Source organism: Legionella jordanis, from assembly GCF_900637635.1.
GTDB classification, from domain to species: Bacteria; Pseudomonadota; Gammaproteobacteria; order Legionellales; family Legionellaceae; genus Tatlockia; species Tatlockia jordanis.
In genome coordinates, this window is sequence record NZ_LR134383.1 from 169,595 (window position 1) to 186,023 (window position 16,429).

A 16,429-nucleotide genomic window follows, 5' to 3' on the forward strand; every position below is an offset into this window, starting at 1 on the left:
GGTTGTGGTGCACAACGTCCGTTTTTATTTTGCCAACCGTGAAAACGTTAGTCGCTATATTAACCGCTTAGATATTTTATTATTAATTTTGACTTTTTCTGTTCTTTTTTTTCTCGGTTGGGCAGGGACACAAATGGCAAGTCCTTACCAATTGGGTGAACCCTTGCCAATTTCCCTTAATCCCTGGAAACTCCCCTTTTATGCATCCCGGACTGTTCTCAGGATGTTTATTGCTCTTTGCTTGTCACTGACGTTTACTTTCGTTGTTGGCGCAATGGCTGCCAAAATCAGGAGAGCAGAGCAAATCATTATTCCGGCCATTGATATTTTGCAATCAGTCCCTGTTTTAAGTTTTCTATCCATTACCGTGACGGGTTTTATTCATTTATTCCCTGGGAGTTTGTTAGGTCCTGAATGCGCCAGCATTTTTGCTATTTTTACGGCCCAGGTTTGGAATATGACTTTTGGTTTTTACCAATCGCTGAAGACTTTACCCCATGATTTAAAAGAAGCAGCAGCCATGTTCCAACTGTCCGCATGGCAACGATTTTGGAAAGTTGAAGTCCCTTTTTCCATGTCCGGTTTGCTCTGGAACATGATGATGTCCATGTCTGCCAGCTGGTTTTTCGTTGTTTTATCCGAAGCCATTGCCGTTTCGCATCAACAAATTCGCTTGCCCGGGGTGGGATCTTACATTGCGCTTGCAATAGAACGCCATGACTTACACGCAGTAGGCTATGCCATTTTAACTATGGTTATTGTTATTTTCCTCTATGATCAAATCCTGTTTAGACCTTTAATCGCCTGGTCTGAAAAATTCAAAATGGAGCCTTCACCTGATGAGGAAGAATATCAATCCTGGCTGATTGACTTGGTTCGGGGCAGCCGCATTGTTAAACGGTTAAGCCAACCGGCAGCCCGTTTAAAGGAACGTTTTATCAATGCTCGCTGGCTCAGCAAGAGACATAACAAGCCCATCAAAGAAATTGATTATCGTCATCAAAAACACATGGATTGGCTTTGGAATACCGTTGTTTTACTGACCATTATTGTGGGTGGTTGGCTTTTGTTAAAATTTATACTGGCTCAAGTAAAAGTGAGCGAAATTTTTCATGTGTTTGTATTGGGTTCGGCTACGGCCGCTCGTGTCATTGTGCTGATTGTCTTAAGCTCCTTGCTGTGGATTCCTGTTGGTGTCTGGGTGGGATTAAGACCACGTTTGGCGCAAAAAATTCAACCGGTTATCCAATTCGTCGCAGCATTTCCTGCTAATTTGTTTTATCCTTTATTTGTAATAGCCATCGTAAGATTTAATTTGAATGTGCAAATCTGGGTGACTCCGCTCATGATTCTTGGTACCCAGTGGTATATTTTATTCAATGTTATCGCCGGTGCGTCGAATATCCCACGGGATCTTTATTTGGCTGCTGATAATTTTGGCGTGCGCGGATGGCAATGGTGGAAACGATTGGCTTTGCCGGGTATTTTCCCTTTCTACATTACAGGCGCAATTACTGCAGCAGGGGGCGCGTGGAACGCGAGCATTGTCGCTGAATGGGTGAGTTGGGGTAATACGACATTGAGGGCCACGGGTTTGGGTGAGTACATTCAAGCCAGTACCATTGCCGGTGACTTTCCAAAAATCGCTTTAGGGACGGCGATGATGTGTCTTTATGTGTTGATGTTTAATCATTTAATATGGCGTCCCTTATTCCGTTTGGCTCAAGAACGCTTCCATTTTAATTAGGTACTGAGGCATCTATGTCAGAAACAATTATCGCCATTGAAAATTGCCGTAAATCATTTAAAAAGGCTTCTGATCAGGATTTATTAGTACTGGAAGACGTAAATTTTCAATTGAAAGAAGGTGAAATCGTCGCCATGCTGGGTAAGTCTGGTTCCGGCAAATCGACTCTCCTTCGCATCATTGCCGGTCTCGTTCCACCTTCGGCTGGAACAATCACTTATCGCGGTAAGCCGGTAACAGGACCCGTGCCAGGCATTGCTATGGTGTTTCAATCCTTTGCTTTAATGCCCTGGCTGACCGTGCTTGAAAACGTGGAGCTTGGCCTCGAAGCTCAAGGGGTCAATCGTGAAGAGCGAAGACGCCGGGCGATTGAAGCCATTGATACCATTGGCCTGGATGGTTTTGAATCGGCTTTTCCCAAGGAATTGTCAGGGGGGATGCGTCAACGCGTTGGTTTCGCACGTGCCTTGGTGATTAATCCTGACGTTTTATTAATGGATGAACCTTTTTCCGCTTTAGACGTCCTTACTGCCGAAAATTTAAAATCCGATTTGTTGGAATTGTGGAAGGAAAAGAAAACCAACACCAACGGCATTTTATTGGTTACCCACAACATTGAAGAGGCAGCAACCTTGGCTGATCGCATTGTTATTTTTGGCAGTGATCCAGGTTATATCCGTGCAGAGCTGCAAGTCACGCTGCCGCAACCGCGCGATAGTGGGACCCCTGAGTTTCGCGATCTGGTCGACAAAATTTATAAATTAATGACCACAGGGCCAAAAGAAAAAGCAAAACGCGCACAAAGACAGTGGCAAATCGGCCTGGGTTACCGATTGCCAGATGTGGAGCCTTCAGAATTATCCGGCCTCATCGAAACCATGAAATCCTTTGAGGAGCGCATCGATTTGCCTGAGCTTGCCGATGAGCTCATGATGAATATTGATGACTTGTTCCCAATTCTTGAAACCTTGGAAATCTTAGGTTTTGCCAAAGTTTCAGATGGGGATATCCAATTGAGTGAGTTAGGCAAGCAGTTTTCCGAAGCCGATTTGCAAGCCCGCAAGCAACTCTTTGCGAGATGTTTGCTCGAAAAAGTGCCACTGGCCCGCTACATTCGTCGAGTGCTGGATGAAAAATTCGGCCATCGGGTTTCTGAGGAACGATTTTTAAGCAAACTTGAAGATTATCTCAGTGAAAAAGAAGCGGACAGGGTATTACGGACCATGATTGACTGGGGGCGCTATGCCGAAATTTTCGCCTATGATTTCAATACAGGGATTTTAAGTTTGGAAAATCCCGGGAACCATGAGTAGAGTTGTTACAATTTCATAAATGATGATGGTAAGTTACTATCCCGGAAGATGGGGTATTTCCCTTTATTCAAAGCTTGTGAAATGAACGGGGGCAAGCCTGTTTCAATCTTCTTAGCTTAGTCTTTGCCTGCCAACAGTCAAAAATTGGCTAAAATTAAATTAAATAGGGAAATTTAATTATAACCAAGGGCTGATAAAAGTACTTTCATGAAGAAAATACTGCAACTGCAACAGGAATGTTTTTTACTGCTCCTCCAAACATCGGTAAAGACCATTCCTTTTAACATCTTGCTGTCCGCCATCATTTGTTGCTACCTTTTGTATCGGGGAGCTGAACTGCCTTCTACAATAGTTTGGTTCCTGGCCATGACGTTTTTAAGCCTCATCCGCTTGTTCCATAGCCACTACACTTTGATCAAAAGGCTTTACATCGATTCAGCTAAGGCGCATTTGGCCCTCTTTGTAGGCTTAACGTTTTTAACTGGTTGCCTATGGGGCTTTTGCTACGTCTGGTTTTATAAATACTTCCTTGCAATGCATCAGAATGTCATCACAGTTGTACTTGGGGGCCTGGCCGCAGGTGGCCTTGCCTCGCTTTCTGTATACCGGCCTGCTTACTATGCTTTTTTATTCCCAATTTTCTTGCCCATGATCATTTATAATCTTTCATTCGGTATACTGGATAAGGACTTATTAGCTGTTACTTTTCTACTGTTTATTATCATGTTGATGGTCACGGCAAATTTCACCTCAAGGGTTCTGCATAAGACCATTAACCTTAGCAAAGAAAAAGATTGCCTCATTAGCAACCTCCATCAGGCCAATCACGAGAAAGACGATGCCTTGGATGAGATCCGGCGAATCTCAATTACAGACTCCTTAACAGGCCTTTACAACCGTAGATATTTTGATCTTCGTCTTGATGAAGAGTTAAGAAGAGCAGAAAGAAACAAACATTTCCTGGTTTTGCTCTTCATTGATGTAGATAATTTTAAATGGATTAATGACAATCTTGGTCATCCTAAAGGGGATGAATTTTTAAAAAGAGTAGCGACCGTCATTGCAAATAATACCTCTCGTTCTAATGACAGCAGCTTTAGAATTGGTGGCGATGAGTTTGCAATTATTCTGGCGAATTGCCGATTAGAGGAAGCTAATCTGATTGCAAAGACCATACAGGAAGAGATAAAGATCGATTCTCCCAATAAAGTTTCATTGAGCATGGGCATCGTTGAAACGCGACCTTCGAAGACTAAGTTGGAGGATCTGGTTTCAGCCGCAGACTTCATGTTGTACCAGGCCAAAAAGAATGGGAAAAATATTATTTATTCTTCCCAAACCTAAGCTGTAACCCTCTAATCTAAGCATTTGTAAATGCAAGGAATAAGGGGAAAAGACTGAGCTCATGGGCTTACCTGCCTAGTCTAGGGTCACAAAGGCTGGGCATTGAAGGTAAGGGTTATTATAAAAACATGGTTGCAATTTAACTATTCTGCAGTCTGCCAGGTGTTCATTGAGTCTCAGAAAAATTGAAGGTCGATGGGATTTCTCCTTCTCCGGCACAATTCAATATGCGTTTAATTGGTGGAGTGCTTGCACCCCTCCACCCTTTGCGCTAGACAGTTTGAAATGGTTTAAACGGTACCAAGGTTTAAATGCGTTGTTCCATTAAGCCGTTTGGGCTTTTTTAACCAGGAAATCTAAAATTTGTAAAAACCGCTCGGGGTTTTTAGCCATCTGCAAGTCGGTTTTGTATTGGTTATTGACAACGATGGCGGGTACGCCGTTGATGCGATAACGAGACATGGTTGCAAGACCCTCGGCAACTTGCACATCTATGGTTGTGGAGTTTTCAAAGGCGCTTTTTGCCGTGGCATTGTCCACGCCTTCGGCGGTAAAAAATTGAATCATTTCTTCATTGTTAGCCAATGGACGCTTGTCATTTTGAATGGCTTTGAACAAGGCTGGGCCAAGTTTGCTTTCAAGTCCCAATAAATTGGCCGTGTAGTAGGCTTTCGCATAGTATTCCCACTCTTTATGGAAAACAACAGGAATGCGAGAAAATTGCACTTTGTTTCCTTGTTGTTGAACCCAGGTATTTAACGCCGGCTCAATTCGATAACACCAGGGACAACCATAACTGAAAAACTCAGTCACCATGACCTTGCCTGCATGCACGGAAGGAGCAGTACCATTAACCAGTTCATAGTCTTTCCCAGCAACAAAATCTTCTGCAAATGCGAGAACCGGGAACAGCAAAAGAACACACAAAACACGCTTTAACATATTGAATCTCTCTTTTTTAGTGCAAACCTTGAATGTAATAAGCCACGGCTTCCATGTCTTCCTGGCTCATGCGGGAGCTGATGTCCCTCATAATCCCATTTAAATCGTTGGAGCGCTTACCTTCCTTAAATGCTTGTAATTGCAGTATGGTATAAGCAGCATGTTGCCCTGACAAGACAGGAAAACCAGCTTGTTCATTGCCTGTCCCTTTAGGGCCATGGCATGCGATGCAAGCTGTAATATGCTTGTCAAAATCCCCACCTCGGTAAAGTTGTTGCCCGCGCTGAACAAATTTCTCAGGCGTCGCCCCTTTCGGTAGCGTTTGTTCGGAATAGTATTTAGCCAGCTCCAACATATCATTCTCATTTAAATTGGCAACGATAGCGGTCATTGTTGGTACATTTCTGGTTTTGACGGCTTTATAATCCTTCAGCTGCTTGAACAGATAACTCGCGTGTTGGCCAGCAAGATTAGGCCATTGTGGATTAACACTAATCCCTTGCTGCCCATGACAGGCTACACAAACGGCTATTTTTTGTTCAATAGCTGTGGGCGAGGGTTGTTGGTTGGCAGCATTGATTGCGTATGTGTAAAATACAACAAGTGCAAACAAGATTTTTTTCATGGTTTTCCCGAGGGTTCTTCTTATTTAATGGTACACTGCTTGTTTAAAATACCAAAATGAAATTAAAGATGTTAGTAAATCCATACAGGAAAGCAAGTTTTCTAAAAAGTGCCGCTCGAGTCAATCAATTGCCGAGTGATGAAGGGTTTGAAGTTGCTTTCGCAGGCCGTTCCAATGCTGGTAAATCAAGTGCTTTGAATTGTCTGACTGAAAATAAACAGCTTGCTAAAACCAGTAAAACGCCCGGTCGCACGCAGCTCATCAATTTGTTTGAACTGGACGATTCACGGCGGTTGGTGGATTTACCAGGTTATGGTTATGCCAAAGTGGCTCAGGATGTTAAAAAAGAATGGCAACAGCATTTAAGCCATTATTTGGAAGTCAGGCAGTGCCTAAGAGGATTAATTTTGTTAATGGATTGCCGTCATCCCTTAAAAGAGCTGGATCAAGTGATGATTGACTGGTCGCTATCTCGTGAATTGCCCGTCCATATTTTACTCACCAAATCCGACAAATTAAGTCGAAGTGAGGTTAAAAACAGCATGGCCAAAGTGCGCAAGCACTATGAGTTGATGGAGGATTTCATCAGTGTGCAAGCCTTTTCGGCCTTGAAAAAGGAAGGCATCGAAGAACTCATCAAGAAATTAAATGAATGGTTTGCCTGGCCCGATTTGCAAACAGGCGCGGCAAGTTAACATAAAACCTTGAAAGCCGCCATTTTTGTTATTCTTCGAATCAAGGCTTGTGATGGTTTGCTAAACCATCAGAGAATTATTGATGCACCAGCTTAATTCCTGGCCCCATGAAAGCTTTGCTTAGAGCAATTCTAAAGAATCAATGTTCAGGCTTTGCATTCCCGATATTGCTGTTGACTTATAAACTCCTAAGGACCGGTGGCTGTTATTTTTCTTTCTTGAGTAAATCCTCAACCACTTGAGGATTTGCCAAGGTGGATAAATCACCCAAATCAGAAAGCTCCTGTGCGTGATTGTTTGCGATTTGCCGAAGGATTCGGCGCATTATTTTACCCGATCTGGTCTTGGGCAAGTCTCTAACCCATGTGATTTCATCGGGTTTGGCAATGCTGCTGATGTCGTTTTTTACAGTGGATACTAATTCTTCGTACAGTTGAGGGGAGGGTTCTTCTCCCTCTTTTAAAGTCACATAAGCATGTATTCCTTGTCCTTTAATTTCATCGGGCATGCTGACCACTGCAGCTTCTGCCACTTTAGGGTGAGTGACTAGGGAGCTTTCAATTTCTGCGGTGCTCAAACGATGACCGGCAACATTCAACACGTCATCAATCCGTCCGGTAATCCAAAAATCACCATCCTTATCGCGCTTGGCACCATCGCCGGTAATATAATAGTCATTGGCAAAATATGCCTTGCAGTAGCGCTCGTGATTACCGGCTATGGTTCTGGCAATAGAAGGCCAGGGTTTTTTAATGGCCAATATGCCTTCGCCCATGCCTTTAATTTCCTCATGTTGTTCATTGAGAATCACCGGGAATATTCCTGGCAGCGGTTGACTTGCGGCACCTGGTTTGGCATTCATGACCCCTCCTTGCGGGCATATCATGATTGCTCCCGTTTCAGTCTGCCACCAGGTATCTACAATTGGACAAGAATTTAAGCCCACCTTATGTTGATACCATTCCCATACTTCAGGGTTAATAGGCTCACCTACGGTTCCCAATAAACGTAAAGATTTGCGGCTGGTTGTCGAAAGCCATTGATCGCCCTCGCGTTTTAAGGCACGAATGGCAGTTGGTGCTGTGTAAAACACATTGACCTGATGACGGTCTATAATTTCCCAGCAACGAGCGGGAGTAGGCCAATTGGGAACTCCCGCATACATTAAGCTTGTGATGCCATTGGCTAAGGGGCCGTAAATGACGTAGCTGTGCCCCGTAATCCAACCAATGTCTGCTGTGCACCAAAAGATTTCCGTGGGGGCGCAATTAAAAATATAATCAAAGCTATAAGCCACCTGTACGAGATAGCCGCCTGTGCTATGCACCAGACCTTTGGGTTTCCCGGTGCTGCCTGAAGTATAAAGAATGAATAAAGGATCTTCAGCATTCATGGCCTCAGGCTCGCAATGGCTGCTTTGCTCAAGGCGAAGTTCATGCCACCAGTGATCCTTTTGCGCATTGAAAGGTACTTTTTCCTTGCTATTCTGGATTAGTAAAATTTGCAAAGGAAGCTCATTTGCGGCCGCATCGGCTTGTTGTTTTAGTGGAAAATGTTTGCCGCCGCGGAAATATCCGTCTGCTGTGATGAGCAATTTGCATTCGGCAGCCTGCAAACGCTGTCTTAGTGCTGCAGGAGAAAAACCGGCAAAGACAATGCAGTGTACCGCACCAATGCGAGCACAAGCCAAGGTAGCAATAACGGCTTCTGCAATCATTGGTAAATACAGTGCCACGCGATCGCCCCTGCCCACACCTAAAGATTTAAGGACATTGGCCATTAAACAAACTTGTTCATGCAATTGCCCAAAACTAAGTGTGCTTTGCTGTTTGTCGTCATCGCCTTCCCAAATGATGGCTGGTTGATTGGCTTTGGTCGGTAAATGCCTGTCCAGGCAATTGACAGTGGCATTGAGTTTCGCACCTTGAAACCATTTTACTTGTCCTTGTGCAAACCCACCTTCGAACTCTTTGTCCCAAGGTTTAATCCAATCAATATACTCAAGAGCCACATCGTGCCAAAATGGCAAGAGAGAATCATCGTCTGCTGTTGGGAATGGTCTTTTAGTCATGGGGCACCTAATTTTGGCCAATGGCTTTAATGATGGCTGAAAAGTCCAAATGTCCTAAGCCTGCTTCATTAAATTCTCGATAAATGGCCGCGGCTTTCTCAGCCATGGCTGTCTTTACTCCTAAAGTGGCCGCTGAATTTTGGCTTAGATTCAAATCCTTAAGCATCATTGCCGCAGTAAAGCCGGGTTGATAATCATTATTAGCTGGCACATTGGGCAATACTCCAGGTACCGGTGCATACTTAGTCATTGCCCAGCATTGCCCCGATGAATTATTGACGACCTCAAATAACTTCTGTGCCGATAAACCTAAATGTTCTGCTAAGACAAAGGCTTCAGAAACGGCTATCATTGATATGCCAAGAATCATATTGTTACAAATTTTTGCAGCTTGCCCGCTTCCGCAATCTCCTGTATGAATTATTTTTTGTCCCATGGCCGCTAAAATGGGTTTGGCTTTCTCAAAAGCAGGCTGGCTTCCTCCCACCATAAATGTCAAAGTAGCCGCAGCGGCTCCAGCAACTCCGCCAGAAACTGGGGCATCAACCGCTGAAATATTCAGGCGGGCAGCCTGGCTGTGAATTTCACGACTGCTCGGAACATCAATTGAAGAGCAGTCAATGTATAAACAACCGGGTGGAGCTTTGGCGAATAGCCCTTGTTCTCCCAGACAGACCTGCGAAACCTGCTGGCCAGTTTGCAACATTGTGATAATGATGTCTTTTGCATAAGCCGCTTCGGCAAGTTGAGTTGCTGCTTTTCCGCCAGCATCCACCAATTGCTCAAGAGCGGAAGATTGCAAATCAAAGCCGGTTAGCTGATGTCCTGCTTTTATTAAATTGATGGCCATAGGCAGCCCCATATGCCCAAGCCCGACGAAACCAATCTTTGCCATGATTTGTTCTCCTGAACCGCTATAGATAATGACATTAATCGTGAGTAGGCATATTAAAAGCGCCATTAGCCAATTCAGTTACAGGCCATTTGCTGGTGACCGTTTTGCGCCGCGTGTAAAAATTAATGCTTTCCACACCATGCATATTGGTATCGCCAAACGAAGAACGTTTCCAGCCACCAAAGGGATGACTTGCAATGGGGACGGGGATGGGAATATTTATTCCAACCATGCCGGCCTGTACTCGACGACTGTATTCGCGAGCGCTGTAGCCATCGCGGGTAAAAATGGCAGTGCCATTACCGTATTGATGACGATTGACTAAGGACAGGGCTTCTTCAAAAGTGGCTGCTCTTAGCACCACCAATACAGGTCCAAAAATCTCGTTTTGATAAATGGACATCGATTCTTTTACCTGATCAAACAGGGAGGGGCCTAAAAAATAACCTTGGGGATGTTCCTTATGCTTAAAGGCACGCCCGTCGACTAATAGCGTTGCCCCTTCGGCAACCCCTTCATTAATGGCAGAAAGGACTTTTTGCCGGTGCTCGGCACTGATTAAAGGACCCATGTCGCTGTCTTTGGCATCACCTGCATCCACACGAATGGCACGGACCAAAGGGATCAATTTCTGCAATAATTGCTCAGCTGTATTATCACCGACAGTCACCACCGCTGAAATCGCCATGCAGCGTTCACCGGCAGAACCATAAGCAGCCCCAACAATGGCATTTGCAGCTTGGTCTAAGTCGGCATCAGGCATCACAACACAATGATTTTTTGCGCCGCCAAATGTATGAGCCCGTTTACCATAGGCAGTGGCCTTGCGGTAAATGGCTTCAGAAACGGGCGTTGATGCCACCGCAGTAAAGGCTGAAATATCAGGATGCTTAAGCAAGTGTTCAACCACTTCTTTATCGCCCTGAATGCAATTGGCAACACCATTTGGCAAGCCTGCTTCACTTAATAGTTCCAGCAGACGTATAGGTGCTGAAGGATCTTGCTCAGATGGCTTTAAAATGAAGGTATTGCCTGAAGCAATAGCAGGAATCATCATCCAAACGGGAACCATCACTGGAAAGTTAAAAGGAGACACGCCTGCGCAGACACCAAGAGGTTGTCTGAAAGTGTGGCAGTCGATATGAGTTGACACGTCCGCGGAAAAATCCCCTTGCAGCTGAGTCACCAATCCGCAATGAAACTCAACCACCTCAATGGCTCGGGCTACAGAACCTTTTGCATCTTCAAGTGTTTTGCCATGTTCACGAGTGACTATACGCGCTAAATCAAGCTGATATTTGTCGAGTAACTCACGAAATTTGAACAGAATCCTGGCACGCTTAAGTGCTGTGGTTTCAGCCCAAGCTGGCCAGGCAGCTTTGGCAGTAGCCACCACCTTATCGCATAAAGCTGAGTCGGCAAAATAGGCTCGGCCAATGTCTTCACCCAGAGCTGGATTAAAAATAGTACGAAAGTGGGCTGTTTCTGTAAGGACTGTTTCACCCGCGATGAAATGAGGGACGATGTAACCCATGTTCAAAACTCCATTTCAATAAGCATCAATTTAATTGGCAAAAGCGCTTATTATCACTTGGTAATAGCGCTTGTTCTCTGTCCAGGAACTGCGGGTTTCAATAATTTCTATCAAGCTATGTTCGGGTACATTTTGCAAGGCTTGCTGAACGGCTTCATTAATCCCTGTTTCCGAAGAGCCGAAGTAATCTCCTGTTTTTATTTTCATTTTTTATCCTTAAGTCGAAATCCGTTAGAGTGAAGCCACATTGAATATCTTGTTAAAATGGTTTACAAGAAATTGTTAACTTTGCCGATTTATTTAATAATAAACAACCGATGCATGCAAGGATAGTAGACATGGGAAAAAAAACAATATTACGTCTCGCAGAAGGCATGGACATTTCTCCATTAATGCAGAGGAAACTACAAACCATTCTGGGTGAATTTGAAATCGAATTTTATCCAGCTATACCTAATTTAAGACGCAGTTATCAGCGTCGCATGCAAAGTTTTTACAATGCATTTTTATTAGTACTCAGTAGCCTCCCTGAACTTAAACACTCTAAGGAAGATCTGAAGCTCTACGTGGATTGGTGTTTAGAGTTTTATCGCCTACCCCAAGAAGAACTTCCAGTTGAAGAATATCAAGGCATTCTACCCAACTGGTACTTAGAGTTTGGCCCTTTACGCCAAGAACTTCCCATAGAGCAATATCAACACTTTCTCAGTGATTACACTTCTTTTCTGTTGAGTGCCCTTAAAGATCATTTCCCACATTATAAAAGCAAAGAGCATTTTGTGGAGTTAATCAATAAGGCCGAGCAGTATGTCATTATGAAAAGAGGACGAGCTGACCTGGCAACACTAATTCCCATAAAGACCGGCAACTCGGTTGAGTATGTTTTAAGATGGGAGGAGCAATTAAAGCCTTATACGGATAAAACGTTTAAGGAATTTGAAGCAATACAGCAACATGCAAAAGAAAACAATGGCTTAAACATTCCACATTGGTTTCGCTCTCTTTCACCTTGGATGCAAATCTATCTGCACTCTTTTATACCTTCTGAGTTAATCAGCAAAGATGATCTTAAAACCCTCACTGGTTTAAAACGCAACCTGAATAGTCTTACTCTGCAGTGGAGCAGTATAAAACTCGAGCAGGGAGCAAACCTTCACCACGATTTAGAAAATATTGCCCAAGGCAAAATTCCGCTTTGGATGAAATCTTTAAATCCAGAGCATCAGCAACTATTAAAATTAATGGCTGATGCTGGATTAAGCGAAGCAGGCATTAGCGATGAAATTGCTAATTTTGATAATTGGCTGCAGGATAAAAGTGAACGGCTTGCCCGAGACAAAAAGCAATTGGAGCATTTTAATCAATTAACTGTTCTAGAATTGCCAGGCAGCTTGTCTTTCCTGAATGGTTTCATTGGGGAATGGAATAAGCTCAAGCTCGAACAGGGTGCGGCGCTTGATCATGATTTAAAACAAATTGCCCAAATGGGCCATGCCAAAATCCCAATTTGGTTGAAATCTTTAGATCCACAGCATCAGTTAGTATTGAGAATACTGGCTGAGACTAAACTCATGACAGCAAGCATGAGCCTTGATGTTTCGACCCTTCATTCCTGGTTGCTCAGTGAAAAAGAAAGAATTACCAGTCAAAATAAATCTTTTGAGCCGTTAGAAAGGCTAAATTCCCTTAGAAAATTACCCTCATGGGTTTTATTTTTAGAAGATTTTGAGCGCCATTTCCTCAGCAATATTTTACAAGTTGGCTCTCTTGAACAGTGTATTTCATTTGCTCCAAGCCGCTTGCGTCGATTACCGCTCTTAGCCAATTTCTGTGAAACCAAGGTGTTCTGGCTTAATGAGAGAGGGGAAGTTGAACATGAATATTCAACAAGAATGCGCTCCAGTCATATGGCTGCGCGTGACATTGTCGAATGGCCTATGCCAATTAAAAGACTCTATGCAACAAGAAATTTGGAGTTAATCCATCAACATGCGTCTAACCAACCTTTATTGATACAAACTTTAATCAGCCCGGTGCCCTGGCTGCACGCTTACATACCAGATTATGCTTTGGACATGCAGCGCAAAGAAATCATTGCCAGTTTTCAAGAAGAGAAAGATAAATTAATTGTCTCAACCAACCATCCGTTTAACATAGCCAAATACCTTTATTACACTACGGCGACAGACAAGTCATGTCAGGCTCTAATAACTTTGGTCGAAATGAGAATTTTGGCCATGCAGTATCCCCATTTCATTCCGTCATCCTGGTCCCTAAACAAAATCAAAGCCGTTATTGCTTTAGCATTTGCAGAAGTCGAGGACAAGCAGGCGTTAAATTCTGAACAATTATTTCCTGAGCAGGATAATGAAACACAGACCGTCATTTCGAATCTGAAACGTTTATTTGAAAAAAATCATCATGCATTGAGTCAAATGGACGATTGGCAAGCCATATTGGCAAAACAATTGGAATGGAAAACGGTTTTAGAGAAAGAAGGAAAATCCAAACGCTTCTCGATCGATGTTGAAAGCGTACGAGAGCTGCTAAAAGAATATCGCACCATCTTAAATTCACCTTATGGTTCAGCCACTATTTTTGATTACTATGGGCGCGAACTGTTCTTAAGCTCGATAGAAAATTTATTAATGGGTGAATCCCAGTGTAAAAGCTACGGTTCTTGCGTGAGTGGCAAAGACCGAAGAGAGGTCCTTGAAACCCATATATTAGCCATGCTTATCTTTCATAAAAGAAAGGGTTATTGGCCAAGCATGAGTCACACCGGCCAAGATCGCGCAGATTTCGTTGATATTGTCGCGGATTTATGGGTGACCTGGCATGGTTACGAACTGGCGGAGCAAAATGCAGATGGTTCTAGTGGAATTAAAACTCCTGCTAATTATTGGCCAGCGGACATTGCTGCTGCCATTTGCAAGAAAGCGGGAATGCATGCTTTGCACCACAGCGATGTTTTAGCTACCAATAATGAAGTAGGGCGCATTGGTAATCTCTCTGTAGATAAAAAGAATAGCAAACAGGTGATTACTGTCCTTAAAGCGGCGAGAGAGGATGAGGGGAATGCTAAAGAAATAATCACCCTATTGAACCATTTGATCCATCATGCGCTTGGGGTTAAGCCTTTAATTATGCTCCTCGATCTAACCCGTCAAGGCCAAAAAAATCCTATAAATAGGAGGTCTGCCCTGGAAGCATTGCATCAACTCTCAAAGAGAGCTGATTTTATGTCGGTTAATAACTATTTATATGCCGTTTTACAACTCAGTAGAGAAGAACGAGCAGAAATATTGGACCTTTTAACCGACTTATGCAACCAAGGCGAATTCATGCGCAATAAAACTTCCAATTTGATGATATTTAAAAAAGAAGCACCAGAAGGTATTCTTGCAACAAAAGACATTTTGCAGAATCGCGATGGCAGGGAAGAAACAGACATGATAAAACTGACCCGGATTTTTGCAGAAATTTGCCCTAAAGCGACGGAGAAATGGAAACGAGCTCCTGAGATTTTAAAAATCTATCAAGCAATATTCAATATTCAGAATCATCCCCAGGATAAATCTGCAATTAAAGAAAATATTGCTGAATTGGCTAAAATCAAAGAAATCGCGATTCAATATTCAACCAGCCAAGTCATATCATAGTGAACGAATATCTTGTTTTTACATTGGTAGGCTTTGTGGCCCAGCTGATTGATGGTGGCATGGGCATGGGCTATGGTCTCATCAGCATGACCGTACTTCTTGCTTATGGCATTGCTCCCCCAATCGCCAGTGCAGGCGTTCACACGGCTGAAATTGTAACCACCGGGATTTCAGGTTTGTCCCATATGATGTTTAAAAACGTGGATCGTACTCTATTTAAACGTTTAGCCATTCCTGGAATGTTAGGGGGAGTACTTGGGGCCTTTTTTCTAAGTCATGTACCCGCTCAGATTATTAAGCCTTTTGTCACTTCCTATTTGTTTCTCATGGCCATTTATATTGTTTATAAAACATTTCGCAAAAGCAATCTGTCGGAACTCCTCTATGACTATGTTGTGTATGAGTGGATGAAGCGGGAAAGACCTGCTAAACGAATTCCTCGTCTAATATCTTTAGGCCTTACCGCTGGCTTTTTGGATGCAGCCGGAGGCGGGGGATGGGGACCCATTGTCAACTCCACTTTGCTAGCTCAAGGTGAGCCGCCGCGATACACCATCGGCTCGGTCAATTTGGCCGAATTTCTCGTCGCTCTCGGTATTTCAACGGCTTTTTTTTTCAACATTGGCATCAAGCAATGGCCGATTGTTGTTTGTCTAATCGCAGGAGGTGCTCTGGCAGCACCAATAGCCGCTTATATGGTAAAGAAGATCCCGAGAAAATTGTTAATGATTATGGTTGCCGTTTTAATCATGCTTTTGTGTTTACGCTCATTTTGGACTTTGCTGTATTAAAGGAAAAACCCCTATGGTTAAGGGGTTGTTCCTTTTAGAATTCTTAAATGAGCCAAGACAGCCATGGCCGGCTTGTCTCACAAGATGTGCTCTAATCCGTAGTACAGGGAGTTCAACTGTTTCACTTTTTGACAAGCCAAAACAATTCCGGGCATAAAGGATATGCGGTCAATGCTGTTGTGGCTTATGGTTAATGTTTCCCCTGTGCTGCCAAAAATGACTTGTTGCTGGGCTACAAATCCAGGTAGTCGCAAAGAGTGTATGCTAATGCCATGATGACAACCGCCTCGGACTCCCTCAACTAGTTCATGACCCTGGTCACTAGAGCCGCTCCTTGTTTGATTGGCTGAGATCATTTCCGCTGTTTTGAGTGCGGTTCCCGAGGGGGCATCAAATTTCTGCTGATGATGGGCTTCAATAATTTCTACATTGGCAAGGTAGCGAGCCGCTTCAGCAGAAAATCGCATCATTAACACGGCACTAATGGAGAAATTGGGGGCAATTAAGCCGCCTAAATTTTGTCGGTCGCAAAGGCTCTGCAACATTTCAATTTGCTCATTTAATAATCCGCTGGTGCCAATGACCGGGTGAGCACCACTTTCAACAATGGCAAGGCTATTTTCAAAGACTGAATCGGCTCGCGTGAGATCAACAACGATTTCAGCTCCGGTCTCAGAAATAGCTTGGCGAAGGTTATCCTGACGGCCTAAGCTGGCTACCAGTTCAAAATCGGGATGATTTTTTAATGTTTCACAAGCTAATTGGCCCATTTTGCCTTGAGCGCCATTCACAATCACGGGGATAGGCATG

The 16,429-nt window shown here is 43.6% G+C and carries 13 protein-coding genes; 6 read left to right on the forward strand and 7 right to left on the reverse strand.

Annotation, left to right across the window (positions count from 1 at the left end):
• The first annotated feature begins 7 nt into the window (after positions 1-7).
• The 3 genes from EL203_RS00730 to EL203_RS00740 all read left to right on the forward strand — a co-directional run bounded on the left by EL203_RS00730 (position 8) and on the right by EL203_RS00740 (position 4,404).
• The gene (locus tag EL203_RS00730) at positions 8-1,747 is read left to right on the forward strand and encodes an ABC transporter permease (RefSeq protein WP_122224973.1); all 1,740 of its coding nucleotides are present in this window, start codon (positions 8-10) and stop codon (positions 1,745-1,747) included.
• A gap of 14 nt (positions 1,748-1,761) precedes the next feature.
• Positions 1,762-3,060, forward strand: coding sequence for an ABC transporter ATP-binding protein (locus EL203_RS00735; protein ID WP_058471456.1), 1,299 nt, complete (start codon positions 1,762-1,764; stop codon positions 3,058-3,060).
• A gap of 207 nt (positions 3,061-3,267) precedes the next feature.
• Positions 3,268-4,404, forward strand: a complete 1,137-nt coding sequence (locus EL203_RS00740; RefSeq protein ID WP_058471455.1) for a GGDEF domain-containing protein — start codon at positions 3,268-3,270, stop codon at positions 4,402-4,404.
• 324 nt (positions 4,405-4,728) lie between these two features.
• Here EL203_RS00740 and EL203_RS00745 read toward each other — a convergent pair whose 3' ends face one another.
• Together EL203_RS00745 and EL203_RS00750 are read right to left on the reverse strand one after the other, a co-directional pair.
• On the reverse strand, positions 4,729-5,346 hold the full coding sequence (locus EL203_RS00745) for a thiol:disulfide interchange protein DsbA/DsbL (protein WP_058471454.1): 618 nt from the start codon (positions 5,344-5,346) through the stop codon (positions 4,729-4,731).
• 16 nt (positions 5,347-5,362) lie between these two features.
• Positions 5,363-5,971, reverse strand: a complete 609-nt coding sequence (locus EL203_RS00750; RefSeq protein ID WP_058471453.1) for a c-type cytochrome — start codon at positions 5,969-5,971, stop codon at positions 5,363-5,365.
• 68 nt (positions 5,972-6,039) lie between these two features.
• Between EL203_RS00750 and yihA the strand changes: the two genes are divergently transcribed.
• Positions 6,040-6,666, forward strand: a complete 627-nt coding sequence (gene yihA, locus EL203_RS00755) for a ribosome biogenesis GTP-binding protein YihA/YsxC (protein ID WP_058471452.1) — start codon at positions 6,040-6,042, stop codon at positions 6,664-6,666.
• A gap of 205 nt (positions 6,667-6,871) precedes the next feature.
• Here the strand turns inward: yihA and acs are convergent, their stop codons facing one another.
• Genes acs through EL203_RS14250 form a run of 4 tightly spaced genes read right to left on the reverse strand, consistent with a single transcriptional unit; the run spans position 6,872 to position 11,373 of the window.
• The gene (gene acs / locus EL203_RS00760) at positions 6,872-8,737 is read right to left on the reverse strand and encodes an acetate--CoA ligase (RefSeq protein WP_058471451.1); all 1,866 of its coding nucleotides are present in this window, start codon (positions 8,735-8,737) and stop codon (positions 6,872-6,874) included.
• Between the two features lie 7 nt (positions 8,738-8,744).
• Positions 8,745-9,632: a 3-hydroxyisobutyrate dehydrogenase gene (mmsB, locus tag EL203_RS00765; protein WP_058471450.1), complete on the reverse strand. Its 888-nt coding sequence runs from the start codon at positions 9,630-9,632 to the stop codon at positions 8,745-8,747.
• Between the two features lie 34 nt (positions 9,633-9,666).
• Positions 9,667-11,166, reverse strand: a complete 1,500-nt coding sequence (locus EL203_RS00770; protein ID WP_058471449.1) for a CoA-acylating methylmalonate-semialdehyde dehydrogenase — start codon at positions 11,164-11,166, stop codon at positions 9,667-9,669.
• 30 nt (positions 11,167-11,196) lie between these two features.
• Positions 11,197-11,373: a hypothetical protein gene (locus tag EL203_RS14250; RefSeq protein WP_156413829.1), complete on the reverse strand. Its 177-nt coding sequence runs from the start codon at positions 11,371-11,373 to the stop codon at positions 11,197-11,199.
• Positions 11,374-11,504: 131 nt separating this feature from the next.
• Here EL203_RS14250 and EL203_RS00775 point away from each other — a divergent pair, with 131 nt between their 5' ends.
• Entirely contained in the window at positions 11,505-14,828 is a 3,324-nt protein-coding gene (locus tag EL203_RS00775; protein WP_058471448.1) for a hypothetical protein, read from the forward strand.
• Positions 14,828-15,619, forward strand: a complete 792-nt coding sequence (locus EL203_RS00780; RefSeq protein ID WP_058471447.1) for a sulfite exporter TauE/SafE family protein — start codon at positions 14,828-14,830, stop codon at positions 15,617-15,619. Before EL203_RS00775 ends, EL203_RS00780 begins: the two co-directional genes overlap by 1 nt.
• 77 nt (positions 15,620-15,696) lie before the next feature.
• Here EL203_RS00780 and dapB read toward each other — a convergent pair whose 3' ends face one another.
• Complete coding sequence (gene dapB / locus EL203_RS00785) at positions 15,697-16,428, reverse strand: 4-hydroxy-tetrahydrodipicolinate reductase (RefSeq protein WP_058471446.1); 732 nt, start codon at positions 16,426-16,428, stop codon at positions 15,697-15,699.
• Position 16,429 lies beyond the last annotated feature (1 nt).

Excerpts from the sequence above, each read along its gene's own strand:
- mmsB (WP_058471450.1), bottom strand. The coding sequence starts at position 9,632 with ATGGCAAAGATTGGTTTCGTCGGGCTTGGGCATATGGGGCTGCCTATG.
- EL203_RS00735 (WP_058471456.1), top strand. The coding sequence starts at position 1,762 with ATGTCAGAAACAATTATCGCCATTGAAAATTGCCGTAAATCATTTAAA.
- dapB (WP_058471446.1), bottom strand. The coding sequence starts at position 16,428 with ATGCCTATCCCCGTGATTGTGAATGGCGCTCAAGGCAAAATGGGCCAA.
- EL203_RS00770 (WP_058471449.1), bottom strand. The coding sequence starts at position 11,166 with ATGGGTTACATCGTCCCTCATTTCATCGCGGGTGAAACAGTCCTTACA.
- EL203_RS00750 (WP_058471453.1), bottom strand. The coding sequence starts at position 5,971 with ATGAAAAAAATCTTGTTTGCACTTGTTGTATTTTACACATACGCAATC.
- EL203_RS00775 (WP_058471448.1), top strand. The coding sequence starts at position 11,505 with ATGGGAAAAAAAACAATATTACGTCTCGCAGAAGGCATGGACATTTCT.
- EL203_RS00740 (WP_058471455.1), top strand. The coding sequence starts at position 3,268 with ATGAAGAAAATACTGCAACTGCAACAGGAATGTTTTTTACTGCTCCTC.
- EL203_RS00745 (WP_058471454.1), bottom strand. The coding sequence starts at position 5,346 with ATGTTAAAGCGTGTTTTGTGTGTTCTTTTGCTGTTCCCGGTTCTCGCA.
- acs (WP_058471451.1), bottom strand. The coding sequence starts at position 8,737 with ATGACTAAAAGACCATTCCCAACAGCAGACGATGATTCTCTCTTGCCA.
- EL203_RS14250 (WP_156413829.1), bottom strand. The coding sequence starts at position 11,373 with ATGAAAATAAAAACAGGAGATTACTTCGGCTCTTCGGAAACAGGGATT.
- yihA (WP_058471452.1), top strand. The coding sequence starts at position 6,040 with ATGTTAGTAAATCCATACAGGAAAGCAAGTTTTCTAAAAAGTGCCGCT.